This is a genomic window from Streptomyces sp. NPDC050388, from assembly GCF_040655635.1.
In the GTDB taxonomy this organism is placed as follows: Bacteria; Actinomycetota; Actinomycetes; order Streptomycetales; family Streptomycetaceae; genus Streptomyces.
Map to the genome: position 1 here is coordinate 56,437 of NZ_JBFAKH010000030.1, position 20,422 is coordinate 76,858.

Here is a 20,422-nt window from a genome sequence, read left to right on the forward strand (position 1 = left end):
GCCGTCTCCGTGGCGCGCACGGGGTTGCCCGGTCACCCCGGTGGTATACGGAGAGTCACAGGAGCGACGGCGGGACAATGAGGGAAGGGGCACCCGGCCGTGGAGTGGTTCACCGCATCCGAGTACTGGCTGAGCCGGCTGGTCTTCCAGCGGGCACTGGCCGGCCTGTACCTGGTCGCGTTCCTGACGGCGGCGCTGCAGTTCCGTGCGCTGATCGGGACACGCGGCATGCTGCCGGTGCCCCGGTACGTGGAGCGGGTGCCGTTCCGGCGGGCGCCGAGCCTGTTCCACCTGCACTATTCGGACCGCTTCTTCGCGCTCTGCGCGTGGGCGGGCTGCGCGGTGTCGGTGACGCTGCTCGCGGGGCTGGACTCCCGGCTTCCGCTGTGGGGCGGGATGCTGCTGTGGCTGGTGCCGTGGGCGCTGTATCTGTCGATCGTGAACGTGGGGCAGACCTGGTATGCGTTCGGCTGGGAGTCGCTGCTGCTCGAGGTCGGGTTCCTCGCCGTGTTCCTCGGCAACGACGAGGTGGCCCCACCGGTCGTCGTGCTGTTCCTGCTGCGGTGGATCCTGTTCCGGGTCGAGTTCGGCGCCGGGCTGATCAAGATGCGCGGCGACGCGTGCTGGCGGAAGCTGACCTGTCTGTACCACCACCACGAGACCCAGCCGATGCCGGGGCCGCTGAGCTGGTTCTTCCACCATCTGCCGAAGCCGCTGCACCGGGCCGAGGCGGCCGCGAACCATGTCACCCAACTCGTCGTGCCGTTCCTGCTGTTCGCTCCCCAGCCGATCGCCACGGTCGCCGCCGCGCTGATGATCGTCACACAGCTGTGGCTGGTGCTGTCGGGCAACTTCTCCTGGCTGAACTGGATCACGATCGTGCTGGCCCTGTCCGCGGTCGCGTTCCCCGCCGAGCCGCCGGACACGGCCGGCGCCCCGCTGTGGTACGTGGTCGTCGTCCTCGCGGTGTCCGCGCTGCTGCTCTGCCTCGGTTACCAGCCGGCGCGCAACATGCTCTCCCGCCGCCAGGTGATGAACCGCTCGTTCGACCCGCTCCACCTGGTCAACACCTACGGGGCGTTCGGCAGCGTCAGCCGGATCCGGTACGAGGTGGTGGTCGAGGGCACCGCCGACGAGGCGCCCCGGGCGGAGTCGGACTGGCGGGAGTACGAGTTCCGGGGCAAGCCGGGCGACCCCCGGCGCTGGCCGCGCCAGTTCGCGCCGTACCATCTGCGGCTCGACTGGCTGATGTGGTTCGCCGCGTTGTCGCCGTCCTACGCCGGGCCGTGGTTCGGCGCGCTGGTGGAACGGCTGCTGGAGGACGACCGGGACACGCTGCGGCTGCTGCGCCGCTCCCCCTTCCCGCCCGGCGCGCCGCCCCGGTACGTGCGCGCCCGGCTCTTCCGGTACCGCTACACGTCCTGGCGGGAGCTGCGGGAGACGGGGGCGTGCTGGGAGCGGACGTTCGTGCGCGAGTACCTGCCGCCGACCCGGCTGGCTGGGGCTTCAGGGGCACGCTGAGACAGTGGTGTCCGCGGTGTTCGCCTCGGGCGACCACCGGCCGCGCCGGTTGCGTTCCTGGAGCGGCACCTTCGCGGCGGTCATGCCGGTGTTCGGGCCGACCCGCCCGGGGGTTGCGGCGCTCAGCGGCGTGCGCCTATCGTCGGTCGGGTGACTGCCGGGTCGGCCTCGGGCCACACACGAAAGACGCTCCCGGCCCCGGCGTGAGCCGGGCGGGGCCGTCCCCGCTCATGCCCGGCCGAGGGCGGGGCACTGCCCGCGCCCCGCCCCCCTCTCCGTGTTTCCTTCCGTTCCCTTTCCCGCTTCCCGCCGCGCCTCGCGGCATCCCGACGGAAACCGACACCCGGAGACGTTCCAGCCATGCCCGACGCGCCCATCACACCCACCGCACCCGAATCTCCCACCACGGCGGTCCAGTTGAACCACACCGCCGTATACGCCCGGGACCGCAGGCTCTCCGCGGAGTTCCTCGCCGCGATACTGGGGTTGGAGGTCGGCGCCCCGTTCGGGCCGTTCCTCCCCGTGGACCTGGGCAACGGCGTGACGCTCGACTACTACGAACTGCGGGACGAGCCCATCCAGTCGCAGCACTACGCGTTCCTCGTGCCCGAGGAGCGGTTCGACACGGTGATCGACCGCCTCGAGGCGGTCGGGGTCACCTACTACGCCGACCCGAACCACACCGAACCCGGCAGGGTCAACCGTCTCTTCGGCGGCCGCGGTGCCTACTTCGAGGACCCGGACGGCCACAACCTGGAGATCTTGACCCGACCCTACGTCCGGCCCTGACGCCACCGGGCCCGGGCGTCCTCCTCCGAGGTGCCCGGGTCCCGGGCGCAGGTCTCCTCCGCGGTGGCGATGCGGTGCCGGAGCGGAGGTCAATCGATGCTGCGGAGGATGTGGGGTTCGGCGAGATCGTCCTCGTAGCCCGCCAGGCGGATCGGGGCCGACCGGGCCCACACCTCGAGACTGCAGAGCTGCCCGGCCGGGCTGCCCGTCCGCTCGGGGCGTTCCTTGGTCGGCTGATCACTGGTCGTCGTTTCCGGTGTCACCGCGCACTCCTTATGTGTCGGTCACCCTCGGGACGTTTCGCGCCGGTCCTGCCGCGCCCGCGTCGTACGTCCGCTCGGGCATGAGTCGAAAGCCGTTCGGACGCGGTGGCGCCGGTAACTCGTAGGAGAGCAGGCCGTTGTGAAGCGGCGTGTCCCATGACGGACCTGTGGGTGTGGGTAGGACCCCTTAGCGCTGCCCGTCCGACTCAGGTTAACCAAATGAGCGGCCCCCTGCTCGATGGGGCTCGAAACTCGCGGCACCAATCGCCCGTCGGACTGCGCCCGATGACCCCTTACAGCCTCCTTTTTCACCGTCGATACCGCTACAGCTGGTCACCCGATCGGACTACACAGCTGTCCACGTGGTCGAGTGTTCGAGAAAGTTGCATGGTCATGACGTAGTTCAAGTCCCGTTGGCCGGTGCGCAAGCTCGCCGTGCTGTGCTGCCGTACGGCAAACGGTTGTCTTCCAGGAGGACCGGCGCATGGAGCTTCGCAGTGTCGAGGAGCTGATGGACCTGCTGTACGCCTGCCGGGGCGCCCGGGACACCCCGGGCCCCCGCGGCGCCCAGGTCGACACGTATGACCACGCCCTGCGGACCGCCGCGCTGCTGCGCCGGGGGCACCCCGCCGACAAGGAGCTTCAGGTGGCGGGCCTGGTGCGGCCGGTCGGGCGGCTGCTGCACCCGGGGGAGCCGGGCGCCCGGGCGGACCGGGCCGCGGACGCGGTGCGCGCGCTGCTCGGCGAGCGGGTCGCCGGTCTGGTCCGCCGCCGGCCCCGGCCCGGCCTTCCGGCGGAGGACGACCTCCTCGCCCTGCGCGCGGCGGACGAGGAGGCCCGTACCGCCTGTTTCGACGCCGGGGTCCTGGAGGACTGGCGCACCGTGCTGGAACTTCTGGCGGCGCGCAACTCCCGGCTGGGAGCGATGGACTGACGGCGCCTCGGCGTCACCACCTGCCGGGTGCGTAGTCCTTGAGGAAGACGCCGTACAGGTCCTCGCCCGCCTCACCGCGCACGATGGGGTCGTAGACGCGGGCCGCGCCGTCCACCAGGTCCAGGGGGGCGTGGAAGCCGGCGTCGGCGAGGCGGATCTTGTCCGGGTGGGGGCGCTCGTCGGTGATCCAGCCGGTGTCGACGGCCGTCATCAGGATGCGGTCGCTGTCGAACATCTCCTGGGCGCTGGTGCGCGTGAGCATGTTCAGGGCCGCCTTGGCCATGTTGGTGTGCGGGTGGCCCGCGCCCTTGTAGCCGCGGTCGAAGACACCCTCCATGGCGGAGACGTTCACGATGTACGTCCGCTTCGCCGACGCGGCCGCCATCGCCGGACGCAGCCTGCTGATGAGCAGGAACGGCGCCGTCGAGTTGCAGAGCTGGACCTCGAGCAGCTCGACCGGTGAGACCTCCTCGACCGTCTGCACCCAGCTGTTGGTGTCGTGCAGGTCCGGGACCAGGCCACCGGCGTCGATCGCGGTGCCCGCCGCGATGCGGTCCAGGGAGGCCGAGCCGGAGACCAGGGCCAGGCCCGTGACGTCCTGCGCGGTGAGCGCGCCGGAGCCCGCGACGGGCAGCTCGGCCACCGCGCCGGAACCGAAGCCCCCGATCACCTCGGCGGCGGGCAGTTCACCGGCGGGCAGCGGCGCGGACTCGGCGGCGACCAGTTCGCTGTAGGCCTGCGGGGAGCGCCGTACGGTCTGCGCGGCGTTGTTGATCAGGATGTCCAGCGGGCCGGCCGCGGCCACCGAGTCGGCCAGCGCGACGACCTGGGCCGGATCCCGCAGGTCGATGCCGACGATCTTCAGCCGGTCGATCCACTCGTCGCTGTCGGGCTGGGCCTTGAAGCGGCGGATGGCGTCGTTCGGGAAGCGGGTCGTGATCGTGGTGTGGGCACCGTCACGCAGGAGCCGCAGCGCGATGTACATGCCGATCTTGGCCCGGCCGCCGGTGAGCAGCGCGCGCTTGCCGGTGAGGTCGGTCCGGGCGTCGCGCCGGGCCCGGTTCTCGGCGGCGCACTTCTGGCAGAGCTGGTGGTAGAAGTAGTCGACCTCGACGTACCGCTGCTTGCAGATGTAGCAGGAGCGGGGGCGCTGGAGTATCCCCGCGATCTGGCCCTCCTCGGTACGGGACGAGGGCAGGATGCCTTCCGTCTCGTCGTCGATGCGCTCGGCGGACCCGGTGGCGGTGGCCTCGGTGACCGCCTTGTCGTGGGCCGTCTTGGCGGCCCGGCGCTCCTGGCGACGGCGCTGCTTGACCGTGCGGTAGATGTGCGAGGTGGCGCGGCGGACCTTGATCGCGTCCGGGTGGTCGACGTCCAGTGTGTCGAGTTCCGCGAGCACGTCGAGGCACACGGCCAGCCGCTCCGGGTCGATGCCGGGCCCGTGCGCCACCACGCCCCCGTGTGCCACGGCGTCCCCGTGTACCACCGCGTCCGTGGCCCGGAGGCCGTCCTCTGTCACCGTCATCGCCGTCGCCGTTCCTGGTCTGCCGTGGCGGCGCTCCGGTCGCGCCCGCTGTCGAACGGGGGATTTTACGGAGCGCCGGGCCGCAGCACCAAACTCGCGGCGGGCGACGGGTCAGGGATCACACGCGGAGATGAGCGTCGCCACCTCCTCGGACACGGCCCCGGCGAGCCGGTCGAGGTCGGGGACGGCGGCTCCGTCGGCGACCAGCCCGTAGTGGACGCGGCCGCGGTAGGTGGAGACGGCGACCGCGAGGGAGTGACCGGGGGCGAGCGGCGCGAGGGGGAAGACCGCGCCGAGCGGGTCGCCGCCGAGCCGCAGGCCGAAGCCGGGCAGCGGCACGCTGGTGACCAGGACGTCGAACCAGAGCCGGGCCGCCTGGCCGACCAGGGGGCCGCCGAGCCGGTGGCCGAGCGGTGGCACGTGGTCGGCGAGCAGGGCGACGGCGCCCGCGCCCCGGTTCGGGCCCGCGTCCTTGTTGCGGTCCATCGCGGTGCGCACCAGGGCGAGGCGGGCGAGTGGTTCCGCCTCGTCGACCGGCAGGCGGATCAGGTAGCCGGAGAGCCGGTTGCCCTGGGGGTGCGCGGTGCGCGGGCGGCGCCGGGAGACGGGGACGAGGGCGCGCGGGGCGACGCCCTCGCTGCCGGCGCCGCGCTCGTCGAGCCAGCGGCGCAGGGCGCCGGCGACGACCGCGATCAGCACGTCGTTGACGGTGCCGCCGACGCTCTTGCGGATCCGGTGCACGTCGTCGAGGTCGAGGACCGCTCCGGCGGTGCGGCGGGTGCCGCTGGGCTCGCAGGCGAGCGCGGGCGACGAGCGCACGTCGAGGGTGGAGCGGGCCACCGAGGCGCCGATGTCCAGGGCCCGGCCCGCGTCGGACAGGAGGCCGCGGACGAGGGCGGGCACCTCGCGCACGTCCGGGAGCAGTCCGCGCGCCGGCTCGGCCGGGCGGGGCCGCGGGGTGGGCAGGTCCATCGGGTCCATCAGGGCCGCGGCGAGGGTGAGGGCCCGCAGCCCGTCGGCGAGGGCGTGGTGGAACTTGAACAGTACGGCGAAGGAGACACCGTCCTCCCCCGGCAGCACGTGGGCCTCCCAGGGCGGCCGGGCGCGCTCCAGGGGCCGCTCCATGAGCCGTCCCGCGACCGAGTGGAAGTCGGCGGTCGGGGCGTGCAGCCTGACGTGGTTCTGGGGATCGAAGCCGGGGTCGGTCTCCCGCTCGGCGCCACCGAAGGCGAGCGGGTGGCGCAGGGCGGAGGCGAGCGGCCAGCGCAGGGCCGAGGCGACGGGGCGGTGCAGAGCCGGGAGCAGCGGGCGCGAGGACAGCGGTTGCCACACGTCGCGGATGCGCATCCGCAGCCCGGGCACGGCGGCGGCACGGGAGGCGAGCAGGTCCGCCGCGTGGGCGCCGGCGGTGGGCGAACCGGCCGAGAAGACTCCGAGGGCCGCGAGGTGCATGGGGTGATCGGCGGACTCGATGTTCCAGAACGCCAGGTCGAGAGGAGCGAGCGGGTCTGCGTTCAAGGAGTGCCTCGCATGACGACGGGATGGACCAGCAGTACACCGTCCCCGACTGATTACGGTCAAGTACGATCTCGCCACACACAGTTAACATCAGATTACGCCTCCGCCCCTCTCGTCGGCACGACGAAAGGGGCGGGCTTCACGGGGCGGACGGGGTCACGGCCGTGCGGTCGAAACCTCCTGAAACCCCGTCAGAAGTGGCGCCCGAAGCGGCATTCGGGACGGCACCCGGGGGAAGGCCCAGGGTGACACCCTGGGTGACGAACGCCACCCGGACGGGCGCGGGCCGCCGGAGGAAGCGCTCATCGCGCGGCGCCCTCGGCCGGGCACCCCGCGGGCCGCGCCCGGGACGCGTCCCGGATCAGGGCGTCATGGCCGGCCCTCACCCGGGCGACGTCCGGCTTCAGCACGCGTCGGTCGTAGGTGAGCAGGCCGTTCAGTTCGCCCTCCACGTCCGAGATCTGCGTGTACACGGCTCCGTTGCTGCCCCGGCAGACCAGGGCCCGTACCTCGTCGAGCTTGGTGAGGTAGTCGTCGGTGTAGGTCTCCGGGTCGACGTCGACGTACGACTGCTGCACCGACCAGGCGTGACCGGGCACCGCCAGGCCGAGGCCGCCGTACTCGCCGGTGACCAGGGCGCGCCGCCCGTCCGGGCGGGGCGGGAGCGCCGGACTGGGATAGCCGTGCTCGTCCATGATGTCTCCGGCGTTGCCGTCGGCGCCGAGGTTGAGCCCCGACTGGTTGTTGACCAGGCGCGACGGGTCCCAGGCCTTGGCCTGCTCGGCGATGCGGCCGACGTCGTACTGACCCCAGCCCTCGTTGAAGGTGACCCACATGACGATCGACGGGCTGCTGATGTGCTCGTCGATCATCTGCTTCATCTCGCGCTCGTAGCGGGCGCGGGCGGAGTCACCGGGGTTCACCCCGGCCCTCATGGACGGCATGTCCTGCCACACCATCAGCCCCAGCCGGTCGGCCCAGTGGAACCAGCGGTCCGGCTCGACCTTGATGTGCTTGCGCACCGAGTTGAACCCGAGCTCCTTGTGCACGCGCAGGTCGTACGCGAGGGCCTCGTCGGTGGGCGCGGTGTGCAGGCCGTCCGGCCAGAAGCCCTGGTCGAGGGTGGCCATCAGGAAGACGGGTTCGCCGTTGAGGACCGTGCGCGGCACCCCGTCGACCTCCTCGACGGCGATGGAACGCATCCCGAAGTAGCTGTCGACGCGGTCGGCGCCGACGGTCACCTCCAGGTCGTACAGGAACGGGTCGTCCGGCGACCACAGGCGCGGGTTCTCGATCTTCAGGGTCAGCGGCTTCCCGGTGCGACCGGTCGCCGTGGCGACCCTGCGCCGTCCGTCGTACGCGGTCGCCCTGACCGGCACGCCGTCGCGGACGCCCTTCGCCTCCACGGTGAGCCGCTCGCCGGGCACGTCCGGGATCAGCTTGAGGGAGTCGACGTGGTCCCGGGCGACCGGCTCCATCCAGACCGTCTGCCAGATGCCCGAACTGGGCGTGTACCAGATGCCGCTGGGGTCCAGACGCTGCTTGCCGAGCGGCGGGTTCTCGCCGTCCGCGGCGTCGGTGGGGTCGTACACGCCGACGATGAGCTCCTGGGTGCGGCCGGGCTTCAGCGCGTCGGTGATGTCGGCGCTGAACTTGTCGTACCCGCCCTCGTGGGCGGCGGCCTTCGTGCCGTTGACGTACACCTCGGACCGCCAGTCGACGGCGCCGAAGTTCAGCCGCAGTCGCTTGCCGGAGCCGATGCGCCAGTCCCGGGGGACGGTGAAGGTACGGCGGTACCACATGCGGTCCTCGTGCCGCTGGATGCCGGAGAGCTGGGACTCCACCGGGTACGGGACGAGGATGCGCTCCTTGAGGGTCTTCCCGACGGGCGGCCGCTCCCCCTCCTCGGCGGCGGCGAACTGCCACTGCCCGTTGAGGTTGCGCCACTGCTCCCGGGTGAGCTGGGGGCGCGGGTACTCGGGGAGGGCGTTGTCCGGGCCCACCTCGTCGGCCCACTCGGTGCTCAGTTCGTGGGTGGAGCGGTTGGGCCCGCTGCTCATGAACGCGTCCACGGGGTCGCCGCCCGTGGTGGCCAGTCCGCCCCGGCCGTCGTAACGGACGTCGGCGGTGCCGCGGGCGGTGCCCGTCTTGTTGCCGACGACTGGCTCGGCGAGCGTGACGAGCAGGGCCTTGGGGTCGGCCGGGTCCGGCTCGGCCTTCGTCAGCGGCCACTTCGCACCGCCGATGACCGCGTTGACGTGCTCGGTGAGACCGGCCGGGGGTACGGCGAGCGGACGCGGGAAGTCGAGCTTCAGGGTGCGCCCGGAGCCGAGGACGGTGGCCGCGAGGGCCCCGTCGTAGTCGAAGCCGTCCGGCAGGCGGAACGCCGACTGCGGTACGGGTTTCTTGGTGCCGCCGGGCTCGGTCCAGCGCAGGTGGAGGTTGGAGCCGCCGTAGTGCTCGAAGTACTCGACCTTGATGTCGTGGGCCTTGCCGGCGGTCAGCTCGATCGGCTCGGCGGTCTGTTCGCGGTCCCAGTCGTCGACCCAGTGGTCGATGGCGAGCCGACCGTCGATCCACAGCCGGAAGCCGTTGTCACCGATGATCGAGAAGGTGTGCGCGCCGGTCTTCTCCGGCACGATCTTCCCGGTCCAGCGGACGCTGACGTGGTCCGCCCGGCCCGTGGTGAAGTTCAGCCGCGGCTCCAGGTTGTCGAAGTCGAGGTGCGGATCGAAGGCGGTGGCCTTGAGCTCGTGGAAGTCGAAGGCGCCGGGGGCGGAGTGCGTGTAGTACTCGCCCTTCAGTCCGTGGATGTCCACCGGATCGTCCTCGGCTGCGGCCGTGGCCTGGCCGGTCGCGGTGAGCCCCGCGAGCCCCAGTGCGGCGGCCAGGAACAGCGCGAAACGGTTTCTGAGTCGTCTGATGCGCACGGATTCTCCGTCTGTGAGGAAGGTGACGGCTCTCTGCTCGGTTTTCGGTTCTCGGTGTTCAGTTCTCGGTTGCGCGGCGCGTGTTCTGTTCTGTGCGTTGCGATCGCCTGTACAACGTTGTCATGAACAGTACTTTGCATAACAGCACGGATTCCGTCGCCCGTCCAGGGACATGACAAAGACCCTCCGGGGCCCGCGAGGCACGACGGCGCCCTGCCCCCGGGGGCAGCCGTCAGGGGGGCCTCCGCCGTGCGGCACCCACCCTGGGGATGACGGGGCCGTCCGCGTACTCCATCGGCAGTAGGACGCATTGAGTGCTCAGGGACGACGACGGGAACAACGGGACACGGCATCGTGTTCGTCATGAAAGCCGACCGATCGCCGCGCCAGGTCGAGCGCCCCGGGCTCGCGCAGAGGAACTGCCGATGAGCGCCCTCGCGTTGTCCGTGTTGCTGTCGTTCGTCTCCGCCGTGGCGTACGCGGGCGGAGCGATCGTGCAGGAGCGGGTCGCGGTGTCCTCGCCCGCTGAGCAGTACGCACCACTGCGCCGGCCGGGCTGGTGGGCGGCGGTCGCACTCAACGGCCTCGGCGGGCTGCTGCACGTGGTGGCGCTCGCCTACGGCCCGCTGAGCCTCGTCCAGCCGCTGGGCGCGCTGACCATCGTGTTCGCGCTGCCCATGGCCGCGTTGTTCGTCGGCCGCAGGGCGGGCGCGACGGCGTGGCGCGGCGCCCTCATGGCGACCGTCGGCCTCGCCGGTCTGCTGTCCCTGGTCGCCGCGTCCGAGGCCCGGTCCCTCGACGGCGTCCAGCGGGCGGTGACGGCGTCGGTCACGGCCGTGGCTGTCGTCGCCCTGATGACGGCGGCCCGGACCGTGCGGCGGCATCCCGCCGTGCGCGGCATCCTCCTCGCCGTCGCCTCCGGTGTGGCCTTCGGCATGTCCTCCGTCTTCACGAAGGCCGTGGCCGTGGACTGGACCGACGGCGTCTCGGTGGCGGACGTACCGTCCCTCTCGGTGATCGGCGTGTTCGCCACGGCCGGGTTGCTGCTGTCCCAGGCCTCCTACCGGGGCGCCGGCCTCACGGCCCCGCTGGCCACTCTGACGGTGGTGAACCCTGTGGTGGCGGCCGTGGTCGGCATCACGATGTTCGGCGAGACCTTCCGCTACGGCGCGACGGGCACGGCGCTCGCGCTGAGCTGCGGCGTGGTGGCGGCCGGCGGCCTGATCCTGCTGACGACGGAACGGCTGGCGCGCGAGCAGCACCAGCCGGAGCCGGCGGGCGCCGTGCGGTCCGTCCCGGCCACCGGGTCGCTGTCCGACGCCGCCGAGGAGCTGCTGCTGGCCGAACTCGCACGGGACGTAAGGGTGCCGGCCCCGGTCCCCGCACCGGCCGCCGTGGGCGCCGCCCCGGAGGCCGGGCCCGCGGTCGCGGTCGCCGAGCCGGACCCGCCCCTGACGCTGGTCGCCTACACGCCCTTCTGCGGCGGCCCGTACGTACCGGTGCCCGTACAGGCCCGGCACCGCACGCGGGTCAAATCCTGACGCCGCCCGCCCTCAGGTAGGCGAGCGGGTCGACGTCCGATCCGAAACCGGGCCCCGTCCGCACCTCGAAGTGCAGATGCGGGCCCGAGCTGTTGCCCGTCGAGCCGGAACGGCCGAGACGCTGGCCCGCGGTGACCGACTGGCCGCTGCGCACGGAGATCGCCGACAGGTGCGCGTACTGGCTGTAGCGGCCGTCGGCGTGCCGGACCACCACCTGGTAGCCGAACGAGCCCTCCCAGCCGGCGCTGACCACGCTGCCCGCCGCGATCGACTTCACGGGCGTGCCGGTGGGCACGGGGAAGTCGACACCGGTGTGGTAGCCCTTCGACCAGGAGGAACCCGCCTTGTGGTACGGCGTGCCCAGCGGGGCTCCGACGGGGGCCACCCGGGTGACACCGGACTGGGTGGCGCGGTCGGCCCGTTCCTCGGTGCGCTGCGAGGGCGCCTTCTTCTCGGCTGCTTTCTTCTCCGTGCTCTTCTTCTCTGCAACCCTGCCCTTTGCGGCCTTCTTCTCGGACGACTTGGACGAGTTGGACGAATTGGACGAATTGGAGGGCTTGGAGGACTTGGACGATTCGGCCTGCCCGGACTGCTCGGACGCCTTCCCGTCGGGCAGGGTGAGGCGCTGGCCGGGCAGGATCAGATCGGGGTCGGCGCCGATGATCGCGCCGTTCGCCTCGTACAGCCCGCGCCAGCCGCCCCGGACCCGCTCCTCCGCCGCGATGCCGGACAGGGTGTCGCCGCGGACCACGGTGTACATCTCGGCGCGGCCCGCCCGGGACTGGGGCGTGTGCTGCGGCTTGACCTCCTCGACGGTGGAGCGGCCGGCCCCCTTCCCACCGGTCCGGTCGGTGGTCGGCCGGATGTCGGGGGTGTCGCCGCCCCGGGACAGCCCGGCCCGCTTCGAGCAGACCGGCCAGGCGCCGGGGCCCTGGCCGTCGAGCACCTTCTCGGCGATGGCGATCTGCTGGTCCTTGGTGGCCAGATCCGCGCGCGGCGCGTACCGGGTGCCGCCGAAGGCCTCCCAGGTGGACTGGGTGAACTGGAGCCCGCCGTAGTAGCCGTTGCCGGTGTTGATGTCCCAGTCGTCGCTGGACTCGCAGGCGGCGACCTTGTCCCAGGTGTCCACGTCGGCCGCCTGGGCCACGCCGGTGCCCAGCAAGGGCAGCGCCACCCCCGCCCCGCCCGCGGTGACGGTGAGTGAGGCGCGGTTGATTCTGTTCGGCTGATACCGGCGGTGCCGGCCGCGCACGGCCATGGAGTCCCCCTCGACAACGCGTCAGGAGGGGCAAAAGTAAGCGCTGCGAACTGACGGTGACAAGACGGCTATCGGCCGTGCGGATGCGCCAAATGGCCGGTACTTTTCGCCCGTTGCGCCCCGGTTGTCGCCGTCGTGCGGCCCGCTCGCACGGAGGCGCGGGCATGCGCCGAACACGCGTGCGCGCGCCGGACGGGTCCGTACGGGTCCGGATGAGTACGGAGGGGGGTCCCGCCCGTATGTGGCTGCGGGGTGTCGTGGGACCCGCGCGTGCGGGCGGGGTAGCGGCACGTCAGGATGGTCGCGACGGTCAGAATGGTCGACGGCGGGGCCGACGGGCACCGACCGGCGGCGCAGGAGCCCGACAGCACCACCGACCCCCCGGCAGTACCGATACCAAGGTCACTAGGAGCCACCAATGAGCAGTTCAGCGCAGATCGGCGTCACGGGACTCGCGGTCATGGGCCGCAACCTCGCACGCAACTTCGCCCGCAACGGCTACACGGTCGCGGTGCACAACCGGACGTCGGCGCGCACGCGTGCGCTGGTGGAGGAGTTCGGGCACGAGGGCAGTTTCGTGGCGGCCGAGACGGCGAAGGAGTTCGTGGCGGCGCTGGAGCGTCCGCGGCGGCTGGTCGTCATGGTGAAGGCCGGTGAGCCGACGGACGCCGTGATCGAGGAGTTCGCCCCGCTGCTGGAGCCCGGTGACATGATCATCGACGGTGGCAACGCCCACTTCGCCGACACCCGCCGCCGGGAGAAGGCGCTGCGCGAGCAGGGCATCCACTTCGTCGGCATGGGCGTCTCCGGCGGCGAGGAGGGCGCACTGCACGGGCCGAGCATCATGCCGGGCGGCCCGAAGGAGTCGTACGACTCGCTCGGCCCGATGCTGGAGAAGATCTCCGCCAAGGCCGCCGACGGCACGCCCTGCGTGACGCACGTGGGTCCGGACGGTGCCGGGCACTTCGTGAAGATGGTGCACAACGTCTTGTAGTTTGGCCGGGCCGCAGGTCAGGACCATGCTGAGGAGCCGTTGGTCAGCAAACTCCCAGCACGAGTCAGGAGACATGCGCTTTGGCGACCCAGCTCATACGCGGGATGGGCAGTTTCTTCAAGAGCTGCGCCTGCGTTCGGCAGAACCGTTGCTCCCACCCCTACGCCATTCGCTACCGTGACGCCACCGGTCGGCAGCGCGAGGAGACGGGGTACGCGACACAGCAGTCAGCACTCGATCGGCTGACCAAGGTCTACGAGGAGAAGCGGAACACTCCGCGCGCTCAGGCCGACCTCAAGCGCGACATCGGGAAGCAGCGTTTCGGCGAGTACGCCACGAGCTGGCTCACCCGGCAGCGCCATTACACGCCCAGCAGTGTCCGCACGGTCAGCCAGGTCCTGCACAGCCAGGTCCTCCCCGTCTTGGAGTCACGCCGGATCAGCACGTTCACGTCGACGGTGGTGGAAGACTTCATCATGTCGATGGAGGAGCGTTCCGTTGGGCCGGCGGCACAGCAGAACGCGTTCGACACCCTCAAGAAGATTCTCCTCGACGCCCGACGTCGCGGGGGGATCACCGAGAACCCGTTCGACGGAGTGATCTCGCCCGAGTACATCCCACGGAAGATCACCATTCCGACGCTGGATGAGATCCATGCCATCAAGTCAGCCGGCAGCGACGAGTTGCGCATCATCATCGACCTCATGTCCGGCTGCGGTCTCCGGAACGGAGAGGCGTACGCCGCCAACGTGGAGCGGATGGTCGCCGATGACGTCTACCGCATAACGGAGCAGATCGACGGGAGAACACGGCAAAGGGCACGCCTCAAGCATCGCAAGCCCGGTGAGTTCCGTGAGGCTCCCATGCCAGGGACGGTTCGTGAATCCCTCCTTCGTTTCGAGAAGGAGCACGGAACCGATGCCAACGGTTACCTGCTGCAGAGCCAGCGTTCCTCGCACTGGGGGCACTCGACACTGGAGTACCAATGGGGCGTAGCGAAGAAGAAGGCGGGCGTCACCCGGAAGCTCACTGCCTACTCCTTGCGTCACTTCTTCGCTTCGAACTGCCTGGGCAGGGGGATACCCATCACAGACGTCGCAGAGTGGATGGGACATAAGAACATCAACATGACGTTCCGGATCTATCGCCACCTCATGCCGGCATCGATCGGCCGCGCCGCAAAGCTTCTCAACGAGGGGTTGTAGAACGAAGGGGGCCGGGAGAAGTCCCGGCCCCCTTCAGGAGACCTTCTGCTGCTGTGCCCAGTTGTCCAGATCCGCGACTTTGAACCTGAGCTTCCCGCCGAAGTAGTACCGCGGCAGTCCATGACGCTGGGATTCCCGGTACATCCAACGTCGGCTCAGACCGAGGTACGTAGCTGCTTCATCAACCTTCAGATACTGATGGACGAGTCCATCGCACCGCGTGCCAGAGATCGACTGACGTCCACTCACGCCGGGATCACCTCATCAGTGGTCCGTACTTCCCTCTGCGCTTCCGAGGATGCGCCCACGTCCTTGAGGCGCTCCCGTCGGTACAGCTTCTTCACGTGTGCCTCGGACACCTTGAGGACTTCAGCCACCCGGGGAGCCGACATCCCGGACCCGGCCGCCAGTCGGACGAACTGCTGCCGTTCTGCCCTGGTGAGATGCACGTCCCTACCTGACAGCGCGGCCATCACACGAGCAGAATCGCATCGGAGTTCGAAGCGGCGTTGGACAGCCTTGCGCTCCGCCTCCGTCATCCCGCCTCGAACTCCGTACGTATCACCGCAATGCAGAGCGGTTTCCAGGCATGTCCTTCTGACCTGGCAGGAGGAGCAGATTCTCTTCGCCAAGCCAACGCGTTGATCATCCGCTTGCGCCGACGGGAAGAAGAGGTCGGGATCTCTCGCCACCTCGACCGCCACGGCGCATGCCGCTCTTCCCTGCCAAGCCTGGTCTCCTCTGATCCGGGACCCGGAGTGCCCTTCGTACATCGCTGATGCTTCCTGTTCAGATGCGTGCGTTGGGCCTGGGAACCGCCGGCGGTCCACCAGACGTACAAAGCATCCGAACAAGTGCCGGTTTCCCCAACCGGCGATCGTCGGCTATATTGTGCCGCCCCCGCGCTACCCGTTGCGATCGTCGGCCGTCTCCAGTCGATGAGCTACATGATTCCCTTCCAGTTCCACGGACGCGGCCCGCGGCGACCACGCAGGCAGTCAACGCGGTACTGGGCTTGATCTGCCCACTCGGGATTACTAGCGGCGTGCTGGGCCGCGTATGTCACCATGCGGAGTTCCCGAGCGCCGGCCAAGATCGGGTAACCGGCCCAGTCGGTTACGTCGTACCCATACGCGGCACAGAACTCGTCGTACTCCGCCGGCGTGACCGCACCTGTCGTCCGCGCACGTACGGCTGTTGAAACCAGATCCCATTCCGGTGGGCCCAGAGAGAAGCGCTCCAGGTCGATCATCAGCGGGCCCTCGGCAGTGCGGATCAGGTTGCCGGGCCAGGCGTCGCCGTGAACAGCGCAGTCCGGGCGTTCGGGTGGGCGCTCTTCCCACGCTGCCACAAGTTCTTGGTGAAGCCCCTTCAGCCACTGACGGTCCGTGCCGGTCAATGTAGTTGCGGCCTCAAGACGCTCGCTGATGCGGACGAACGGGTCCAGGTAGCCGAGTTCGAAATCGGGAGTGGGCAGGGCATGGAGGTGTTTAAGCAGCTGTGCGACTTCCGTGTGACTGCCGTGTTCGTGCGGCGGGAGTTCCTCCCAGAAGGTGACGGGCCGACCGCCCGCCTCGACCGGTTGTCTGACGTCGGCGGGGCGGACGGCCGGCATGTGGTTCTCGGCGAGCCATCGCGCAACCCGTACTTCCCGGAGCGCGGCTGTGGTCTGGCCACGCCGCGCGATTCGAACAATCACATGCTGTCCGGGCAGCCTCCATATCTGGTTCTCCGCCAGCCGTACGGGCTCGGCCCCGCTGGGGTCGAGCCCCACGGCGACGCATGCCTGCTCGAGGGCCTCTCGGGCGGGGGTTGCTGCCGAGGTGGTCATGCGGAGACCGTAGCGGCGATGCGCTCCCGCAGGGCGACGGCCTCCGCCACCTTGGGGTGCTTGGTGGCGAACGCCCCGAGCTGTCGCAGGTCGTCGGCGGCGCGGCGGGAGGTGAGCCGGCCCACCTCGTCCAGCGCGTCGTGGCCGATGGCAGCCGCCTGGCGGGGATCGCCCTTGGCCATGACGAGTGAGGCGAGTTTCGTGCGGGAGATGGCCCGGGAGCGTTTGTAGGCGTCCGAGTGGCCCTTCACGGCGGTATCAAGGCGGCGGGCCGCCCGTCCCGGGTCTTGGTCCGCGAGGATGACGAGGTCGAACAGCCCGTGAGCGGTGTCGCCGTTGTGCTGGGCCTCGTCGTAGTAGGTCATCCACGGCGGATCCTCGGACGGGCGAGCGTGGGAGAACGCTTCGTCGGCCTCGCCGACAGCGGCCATGCAGTCGCGGACGTTGCCCATCTTGCCGAACGCTCGGGCTCGTGCCGTGTGCAGCATGGCCCGCTCGGTAGCGGTAAGTCGATCGGAACGCACCAGGCCCTTCTCGGCGTGCGTGAGCCCGTCGTCGGGCTGACCGAGCCACACGGACTGTCGCGCGAGGAACGAGTATGCCTTCGCACGCAGGTGCCAGTCCCCTGCTTCTTCGGCGCGGTCGGCCGCGAAGAGGAACGTCGCGGTGGCGTAGGTGTGGTTGTAGGAGTCGAAAGCCGAGGCGCCGACGACGATGCCCAGCCGGGAGACGGCCGCCAGGAGGTCGGGCCGCAGAGTTTCCGGGCACTTGGCGCTCAGGAGTCCGGCTGCCCACTGCATCGCACGACCGGCGACGTCGCCGACCATGCCTCCGCCACCGAACTTGTTGTCCCAACCGCTGATCGCGGTGGCTACTTCCTGAACCTGGTCGACGTTGTGGGAGCTGATCGAATCGGGAAGCGTCAGCTCGTACGGGGCGAAACCGTGCGTGAGGTCTATGGGGGCAATGGCGGCCAGGCCGCTGACTTGGAGGAACGCGCGTCGGTCCACGGGCTCGGGGCTCCCAAGGCGAGGAGGTACTTCGTCACTGCCCAGGATGCGGCCTCGATGCACCTGAACCATTGCCTCCGGCCCCTTGCGAGAGTACTTATCGGCATCAGGACGCTTTTTATCGGCATCGCGGAGGCTGAAGGCCATCGGCCATGCCCGCTCGAAGACGCCACCGGTCTCCAGAACCTTGTCCAGACGCTGGGCCACCTCCAGCTGGCACGAGGGGTACTGCCCCTTCTCGATCGACAAGATCATGTCATCGCTGACCTGCGCCAACCGTCCCAGAGCCTTGGCCGAGAGGCCATCCGCCTTACGTCGGAAACGCAGCTCACTACCGAACCAATCCTGCGGAGAGGCTCCCGGGTTAAGCGGCTTCTCTGGCTGCGGCATGTCCGTTCCCCATCCTCGCGATGCCGAACTCTTCGGCTCTCGGCATCAGGGCCTGCACGACGAACGCGTGCTCTGCCTCAATGGTTGCTGACCGATTCGGTCCCAGTACACACCGCAACCGCCCCCCGATGTAGGGCTTCCGGTGCAACGGACGGAGCAGCGATGAGCACACTTCTTCAAAGCCCCGGCACGGGCCCATCGACCCGAGCCGCGTCCAGAAGCAGCCGGGGCCAACTCGACATGACCTTCCGGCTCGAGAAGAGGCACCTGGGTCTCGTGCGCGGTGTGGTGCGTCACCACCTCGCCTGGTGGGGGGTCAGCGGTGAAGTCGCCGAGATCGTCCTTCTCGCCGTGAACGAGCTGCTGACGAACGTGCTGGTGCACACCAGCCCGGATGAAAACGGGTGGCGCTCAGCGAGCCTGCTCGTACAGCACGTCCCGGGCGGTGTCACCGCGGTCGTCCGCGATCAAGACCCTCGGCCGATCGTTCGGAAGACAGCGGCACCACTCGACCTCGGAGGCCGGGGCCTCGCTCTCGTGCGGGCATTGGTCGACGAGTTCTCGGTGGCGATGTCCGGCGGGGGGAAAGACGTGTGGTTCTTCATCGCCGATCCCGAACACCATGTCCCGCAGACCGCCGAGCCCACGGAGTCGTAGTGCGCAGGGCGTACAGAACAGCTCGGTCATTCCCACTACACGCTGCGCTCCGCAGGTCGTTCGCTTGCGTCCGCCCAGTAGCTCGGGTCGAGCATCTCGCCTGGCCAAGCCGGCTGACGGATCGGACCCTGGGGCCCCATCTGTTCGAAGTACGGTGCCAGGTCGATCACGGGCGTCCCATCGACGGCATCGAGGTCGGTGACCAGGAGGTCCCGACCGTCCACGTCGAGCAGCCGTGGGTAGCTGATCGCGAGCTGGTTCGGCCGCCGGTGGTTGCGGTGCACGAAGGTCCCTGTGGCCGGCCAACGCGTGTTCCCTCGAGGGCTGCGGGCATGAAGCTGCACATCCTCCGGGCGCGCCAGGTGGAAGCACCACGTCACCGTCAGGTGCGAGAAATCCTCGATCCCTTGCAGGGTTTCGAGCGGGTACGCGTCGTGGAGACGGATGATCGACCGGACTCCTCCCTGATAGTCGTCCAGGACGCGGGTGTGTCCCCCCACGACCGTGGCGATCGGCCTGACCTCGTACGTGGAGACCACCGTTCGTTCCTCTCGCTCGGCAGGGCGCGTTGGGCGGCATCCCGAGAGTGGGGGCGCCGCCGTCCGGATCGGTGTTCAGCCTATGGTGCGGAGCATTTCGCGTGCGCGGCGGTCCAGCTCCACAACGTGCCGGCCACCGCGGTGCCGGACGGGCGAGAGATCGCTCTGCATGCGGACGATGACGTCGCGGGCGCGGCCAGACTGGACGCCGGACATCGCCTCGAGGGCTTCACTCCAGGTGGCGCACGCCTCGTCGAGGCGTCCTTGCTGGACCTGGACGGCGCCGAGGTAGCCGAGGGTCACGCTGTGGGTGCGGGCGTACTGCTGCCGGCGTCGGGTTGCGACGCTGCGCTTGAAGTGGATCTCCGCGTCGAGCGGTCGGCCCAGGTCACGCAGGGCGCAGGCGGTCTCGTGGGCGAGGGAGGCTTCCTGGAAGAAGCCCACGCGGCCCGGCGCCTCGTTGTTGTCGGCTCGGGCGAGGTCCCGCTCGGCGCGGCTGATGGCCGCGAGGGTGCCGGGGCGGTCGCCGTCGGCCGCCAGGGCTCGTGCGTGGACGATCGCGAGCAGGGCTTTCTCCCGGGGGCTCGCCTGGCCGTAGCGGTCGCGGGACATGGAGGCGTCAGCCAGGGCGAGCGCCCTGCGCGGGTGCCCGAGGTCCACGGCTTGGTGGGCGAGGGCGCGCAGGATGTGGCCGCCGAGCGGTCCGTCGCCGGCTTCGGCCGCGATGCGGGCGGCAAGGGTGAGGTAGCGCTGGGCGGTGCGGTGTTCGGAGGCATCGAAGGCCATCCAGCCGGCGAGGTAGGTCATCTCCGCCACGGCCGAGTACGTGTCGCGGCGGAGCTGTTCCGTGCGGAACCTGCTGCCGAGCAGGGGCACCGCTTCGTCGCGAAGGTGGCCGGCCAGGGCCGAGCGGCCGGCGGCTCCGCCGCGCTGCTGGTCTCGCGCGGAGTAGAAAGTCGTCAGGTCGCGGACATCGTCGATGTCAGCCTGGGTCGCCGGCCGTGGAGAGACTGCTGGCCGCTTCGCTGCTGCGGCGGGGGCGGCTGCCCACCACGAGGCGGTGGGCAAGGCAAAGCCGGCGGCCGAGTACGCGGCAGTCGCCAGCAGTTTGCGTCGGTGCATATCGAGGTCGTCGCTTCCCAGCTCGGCCAGCACGGTCAGAGGGTCGACGCTCCAGTCGGAACCGCTGTCGGTTTGGCCTGTGGCTTCACCTTCCAGCCCGAGGTCGGCCAGGGTGAGGTGGCGGCCGAGTCTGCGGGACAGCGTCTCGCGCAGGATATGAGGTGCCTGGCCGCTCGGTTGTGTGCCCTGCACCCACATGGCGATGTGCGAGCGGGAGATGGCCTCCAGCTCACGCATCCCGCTCTCCGCGGCTACCCGGGCGACCGCTGCGGCTGCTTGTGGCTGGGACCAGCCAGCTTCGCGCAGAAGTGCGGCGAAGGCTTCGTTTCGCACACGGGCCATGGGCTGCCCCTCGGTTCCGAAATGATCTTTGACGCCTTTGACGGCCCCGGGGG

17 protein-coding genes and 1 pseudogene are annotated in these 20,422 nt (G+C 70.1%); 7 read left to right on the forward strand and 11 right to left on the reverse strand.

From position 1 onward, the window contains the following. Nucleotides 1-99 precede the first annotated feature (99 nt). Together AB0I73_RS19215 and AB0I73_RS19220 are read left to right on the forward strand one after the other, a co-directional pair. The gene (locus AB0I73_RS19215) at nt 100-1,521 is read left to right on the forward strand and encodes a lipase maturation factor family protein (protein ID WP_363038823.1); all 1,422 of its coding nucleotides are present in this window, start codon (nt 100-102) and stop codon (nt 1,519-1,521) included. 360 nt (nt 1,522-1,881) lie between these two features. After that, nucleotides 1,882-2,310: a VOC family protein gene (locus AB0I73_RS19220; protein ID WP_363038825.1), complete on the forward strand. Its 429-nt coding sequence runs from the start codon at nt 1,882-1,884 to the stop codon at nt 2,308-2,310. Between the two features lie 89 nt (nt 2,311-2,399). Here the strand turns inward: AB0I73_RS19220 and AB0I73_RS19225 are convergent, their stop codons facing one another. After that, nucleotides 2,400-2,573, reverse strand: a complete 174-nt coding sequence (locus AB0I73_RS19225; protein ID WP_363038826.1) for a hypothetical protein — start codon at nt 2,571-2,573, stop codon at nt 2,400-2,402. Between the two features lie 484 nt (nt 2,574-3,057). Here AB0I73_RS19225 and AB0I73_RS19230 point away from each other — a divergent pair, with 484 nt between their 5' ends. Then, a complete protein-coding gene (locus AB0I73_RS19230) occupies nt 3,058-3,507 on the forward strand; it encodes a hypothetical protein (RefSeq protein ID WP_363038828.1) in 450 nt (149 codons plus the stop codon). Nucleotides 3,508-3,520: 13 nt separating this feature from the next. Here AB0I73_RS19230 and AB0I73_RS19235 read toward each other — a convergent pair whose 3' ends face one another. From AB0I73_RS19235 to AB0I73_RS19245, 3 genes are all read right to left on the reverse strand, one after another. After that, nucleotides 3,521-5,032 (reverse strand): SDR family NAD(P)-dependent oxidoreductase, encoded by a 1,512-nt coding sequence (locus AB0I73_RS19235; protein ID WP_363038830.1) that lies wholly within the window; start codon nt 5,030-5,032, stop codon nt 3,521-3,523. Nucleotides 5,033-5,143: 111 nt separating this feature from the next. After that, entirely contained in the window at nt 5,144-6,550 is a 1,407-nt protein-coding gene (locus tag AB0I73_RS19240; RefSeq protein WP_363038832.1) for a wax ester/triacylglycerol synthase family O-acyltransferase, read from the reverse strand. A gap of 302 nt (nt 6,551-6,852) precedes the next feature. Next, nucleotides 6,853-9,480, reverse strand: a complete 2,628-nt coding sequence (locus tag AB0I73_RS19245) for a PA14 domain-containing protein (protein WP_363038834.1) — start codon at nt 9,478-9,480, stop codon at nt 6,853-6,855. Between the two features lie 425 nt (nt 9,481-9,905). On the opposite strand from AB0I73_RS19245, the gene AB0I73_RS19250 reads away from it, so the two are divergent. After that, on the forward strand, nt 9,906-11,021 hold the full coding sequence (locus AB0I73_RS19250) for a DMT family transporter (RefSeq protein WP_363038836.1): 1,116 nt from the start codon (nt 9,906-9,908) through the stop codon (nt 11,019-11,021). On the opposite strand, the gene AB0I73_RS19255 is transcribed toward AB0I73_RS19250, so the two are convergent. Beyond that, nucleotides 11,011-12,279 carry a transglycosylase family protein gene (locus AB0I73_RS19255; RefSeq protein ID WP_363038838.1) on the reverse strand — a complete coding sequence of 423 codons (1,269 nt, stop codon included), beginning with the start codon at nt 12,277-12,279 and terminating at the stop codon, nt 11,011-11,013. The two genes, AB0I73_RS19250 and AB0I73_RS19255, sit on opposite strands and share 11 nt — an antisense overlap. 418 nt (nt 12,280-12,697) lie before the next feature. On the opposite strand from AB0I73_RS19255, the pseudogene AB0I73_RS19260 reads away from it, so the two are divergent. Both AB0I73_RS19260 and AB0I73_RS19265 read left to right on the forward strand, forming a co-directional pair. After that, nucleotides 12,698-13,264 (forward strand): annotated as a pseudogene (locus AB0I73_RS19260) (NAD(P)-binding domain-containing protein); the annotation flags it as partial. Nucleotides 13,265-13,353: 89 nt separating this feature from the next. After that, a complete protein-coding gene (locus AB0I73_RS19265) occupies nt 13,354-14,478 on the forward strand; it encodes a tyrosine-type recombinase/integrase (protein WP_363038840.1) in 1,125 nt (374 codons plus the stop codon). 33 nt (nt 14,479-14,511) lie between these two features. On the opposite strand, the gene AB0I73_RS19270 is transcribed toward AB0I73_RS19265, so the two are convergent. From AB0I73_RS19270 to AB0I73_RS19285, 4 genes are all read right to left on the reverse strand, one after another. After that, nucleotides 14,512-14,727, reverse strand: a complete 216-nt coding sequence (locus tag AB0I73_RS19270) for a helix-turn-helix domain-containing protein (protein ID WP_363038842.1) — start codon at nt 14,725-14,727, stop codon at nt 14,512-14,514. Beyond that, nucleotides 14,724-15,251 carry a WhiB family transcriptional regulator gene (locus AB0I73_RS19275; protein WP_363038844.1) on the reverse strand — a complete coding sequence of 176 codons (528 nt, stop codon included), beginning with the start codon at nt 15,249-15,251 and terminating at the stop codon, nt 14,724-14,726. The genes AB0I73_RS19270 and AB0I73_RS19275 overlap by 4 nt, the downstream gene beginning before the upstream one ends. Nucleotides 15,252-15,421: 170 nt before the next feature. Then, the gene (locus AB0I73_RS19280; RefSeq protein WP_363038846.1) at nt 15,422-16,309 is read right to left on the reverse strand and encodes an aminoglycoside phosphotransferase family protein; all 888 of its coding nucleotides are present in this window, start codon (nt 16,307-16,309) and stop codon (nt 15,422-15,424) included. Continuing rightward, on the reverse strand, nt 16,306-17,709 hold the full coding sequence (locus tag AB0I73_RS19285) for a helix-turn-helix transcriptional regulator (protein WP_363038848.1): 1,404 nt from the start codon (nt 17,707-17,709) through the stop codon (nt 16,306-16,308). Before AB0I73_RS19285 ends, AB0I73_RS19280 begins: the two co-directional genes overlap by 4 nt. A 240-nt stretch (nt 17,710-17,949) precedes the next feature. Between AB0I73_RS19285 and AB0I73_RS19290 the strand changes: the two genes are divergently transcribed. After that, nucleotides 17,950-18,366, forward strand: a complete 417-nt coding sequence (locus tag AB0I73_RS19290; protein WP_363038850.1) for an ATP-binding protein — start codon at nt 17,950-17,952, stop codon at nt 18,364-18,366. A gap of 35 nt (nt 18,367-18,401) precedes the next feature. On the opposite strand, the gene AB0I73_RS19295 is transcribed toward AB0I73_RS19290, so the two are convergent. After that, the gene (locus AB0I73_RS19295; protein ID WP_363038852.1) at nt 18,402-18,905 is read right to left on the reverse strand and encodes an SAM-dependent methyltransferase; all 504 of its coding nucleotides are present in this window, start codon (nt 18,903-18,905) and stop codon (nt 18,402-18,404) included. 75 nt (nt 18,906-18,980) lie between these two features. Continuing rightward, on the reverse strand, nt 18,981-20,369 hold the full coding sequence (locus tag AB0I73_RS19300) for a Tat pathway signal protein (RefSeq protein ID WP_363038854.1): 1,389 nt from the start codon (nt 20,367-20,369) through the stop codon (nt 18,981-18,983). Nucleotides 20,370-20,422 lie beyond the last annotated feature (53 nt).

What these genes read in the sequence shown, in the direction of transcription:
- AB0I73_RS19220 (WP_363038825.1), top strand. Translation starts at nt 1,882, where the DNA reads ATGCCCGACGCGCCCATCACACCCACCGCACCCGAATCTCCCACCACG.
- AB0I73_RS19230 (WP_363038828.1), top strand. Translation starts at nt 3,058, where the DNA reads ATGGAGCTTCGCAGTGTCGAGGAGCTGATGGACCTGCTGTACGCCTGC.
- AB0I73_RS19235 (WP_363038830.1), bottom strand. Translation starts at nt 5,032, where the DNA reads ATGACGGTGACAGAGGACGGCCTCCGGGCCACGGACGCGGTGGTACAC.
- AB0I73_RS19250 (WP_363038836.1), top strand. Translation starts at nt 9,906, where the DNA reads ATGAGCGCCCTCGCGTTGTCCGTGTTGCTGTCGTTCGTCTCCGCCGTG.
- AB0I73_RS19255 (WP_363038838.1), bottom strand. Translation starts at nt 12,279, where the DNA reads ATGGCCGTGCGCGGCCGGCACCGCCGGTATCAGCCGAACAGAATCAAC.
- AB0I73_RS19275 (WP_363038844.1), bottom strand. Translation starts at nt 15,251, where the DNA reads ATGTACGAAGGGCACTCCGGGTCCCGGATCAGAGGAGACCAGGCTTGG.
- AB0I73_RS19280 (WP_363038846.1), bottom strand. Translation starts at nt 16,309, where the DNA reads ATGACCACCTCGGCAGCAACCCCCGCCCGAGAGGCCCTCGAGCAGGCA.
- AB0I73_RS19285 (WP_363038848.1), bottom strand. Translation starts at nt 17,709, where the DNA reads ATGCCGCAGCCAGAGAAGCCGCTTAACCCGGGAGCCTCTCCGCAGGAT.
- AB0I73_RS19290 (WP_363038850.1), top strand. Translation starts at nt 17,950, where the DNA reads ATGACCTTCCGGCTCGAGAAGAGGCACCTGGGTCTCGTGCGCGGTGTG.
- AB0I73_RS19300 (WP_363038854.1), bottom strand. Translation starts at nt 20,369, where the DNA reads ATGGCCCGTGTGCGAAACGAAGCCTTCGCCGCACTTCTGCGCGAAGCT.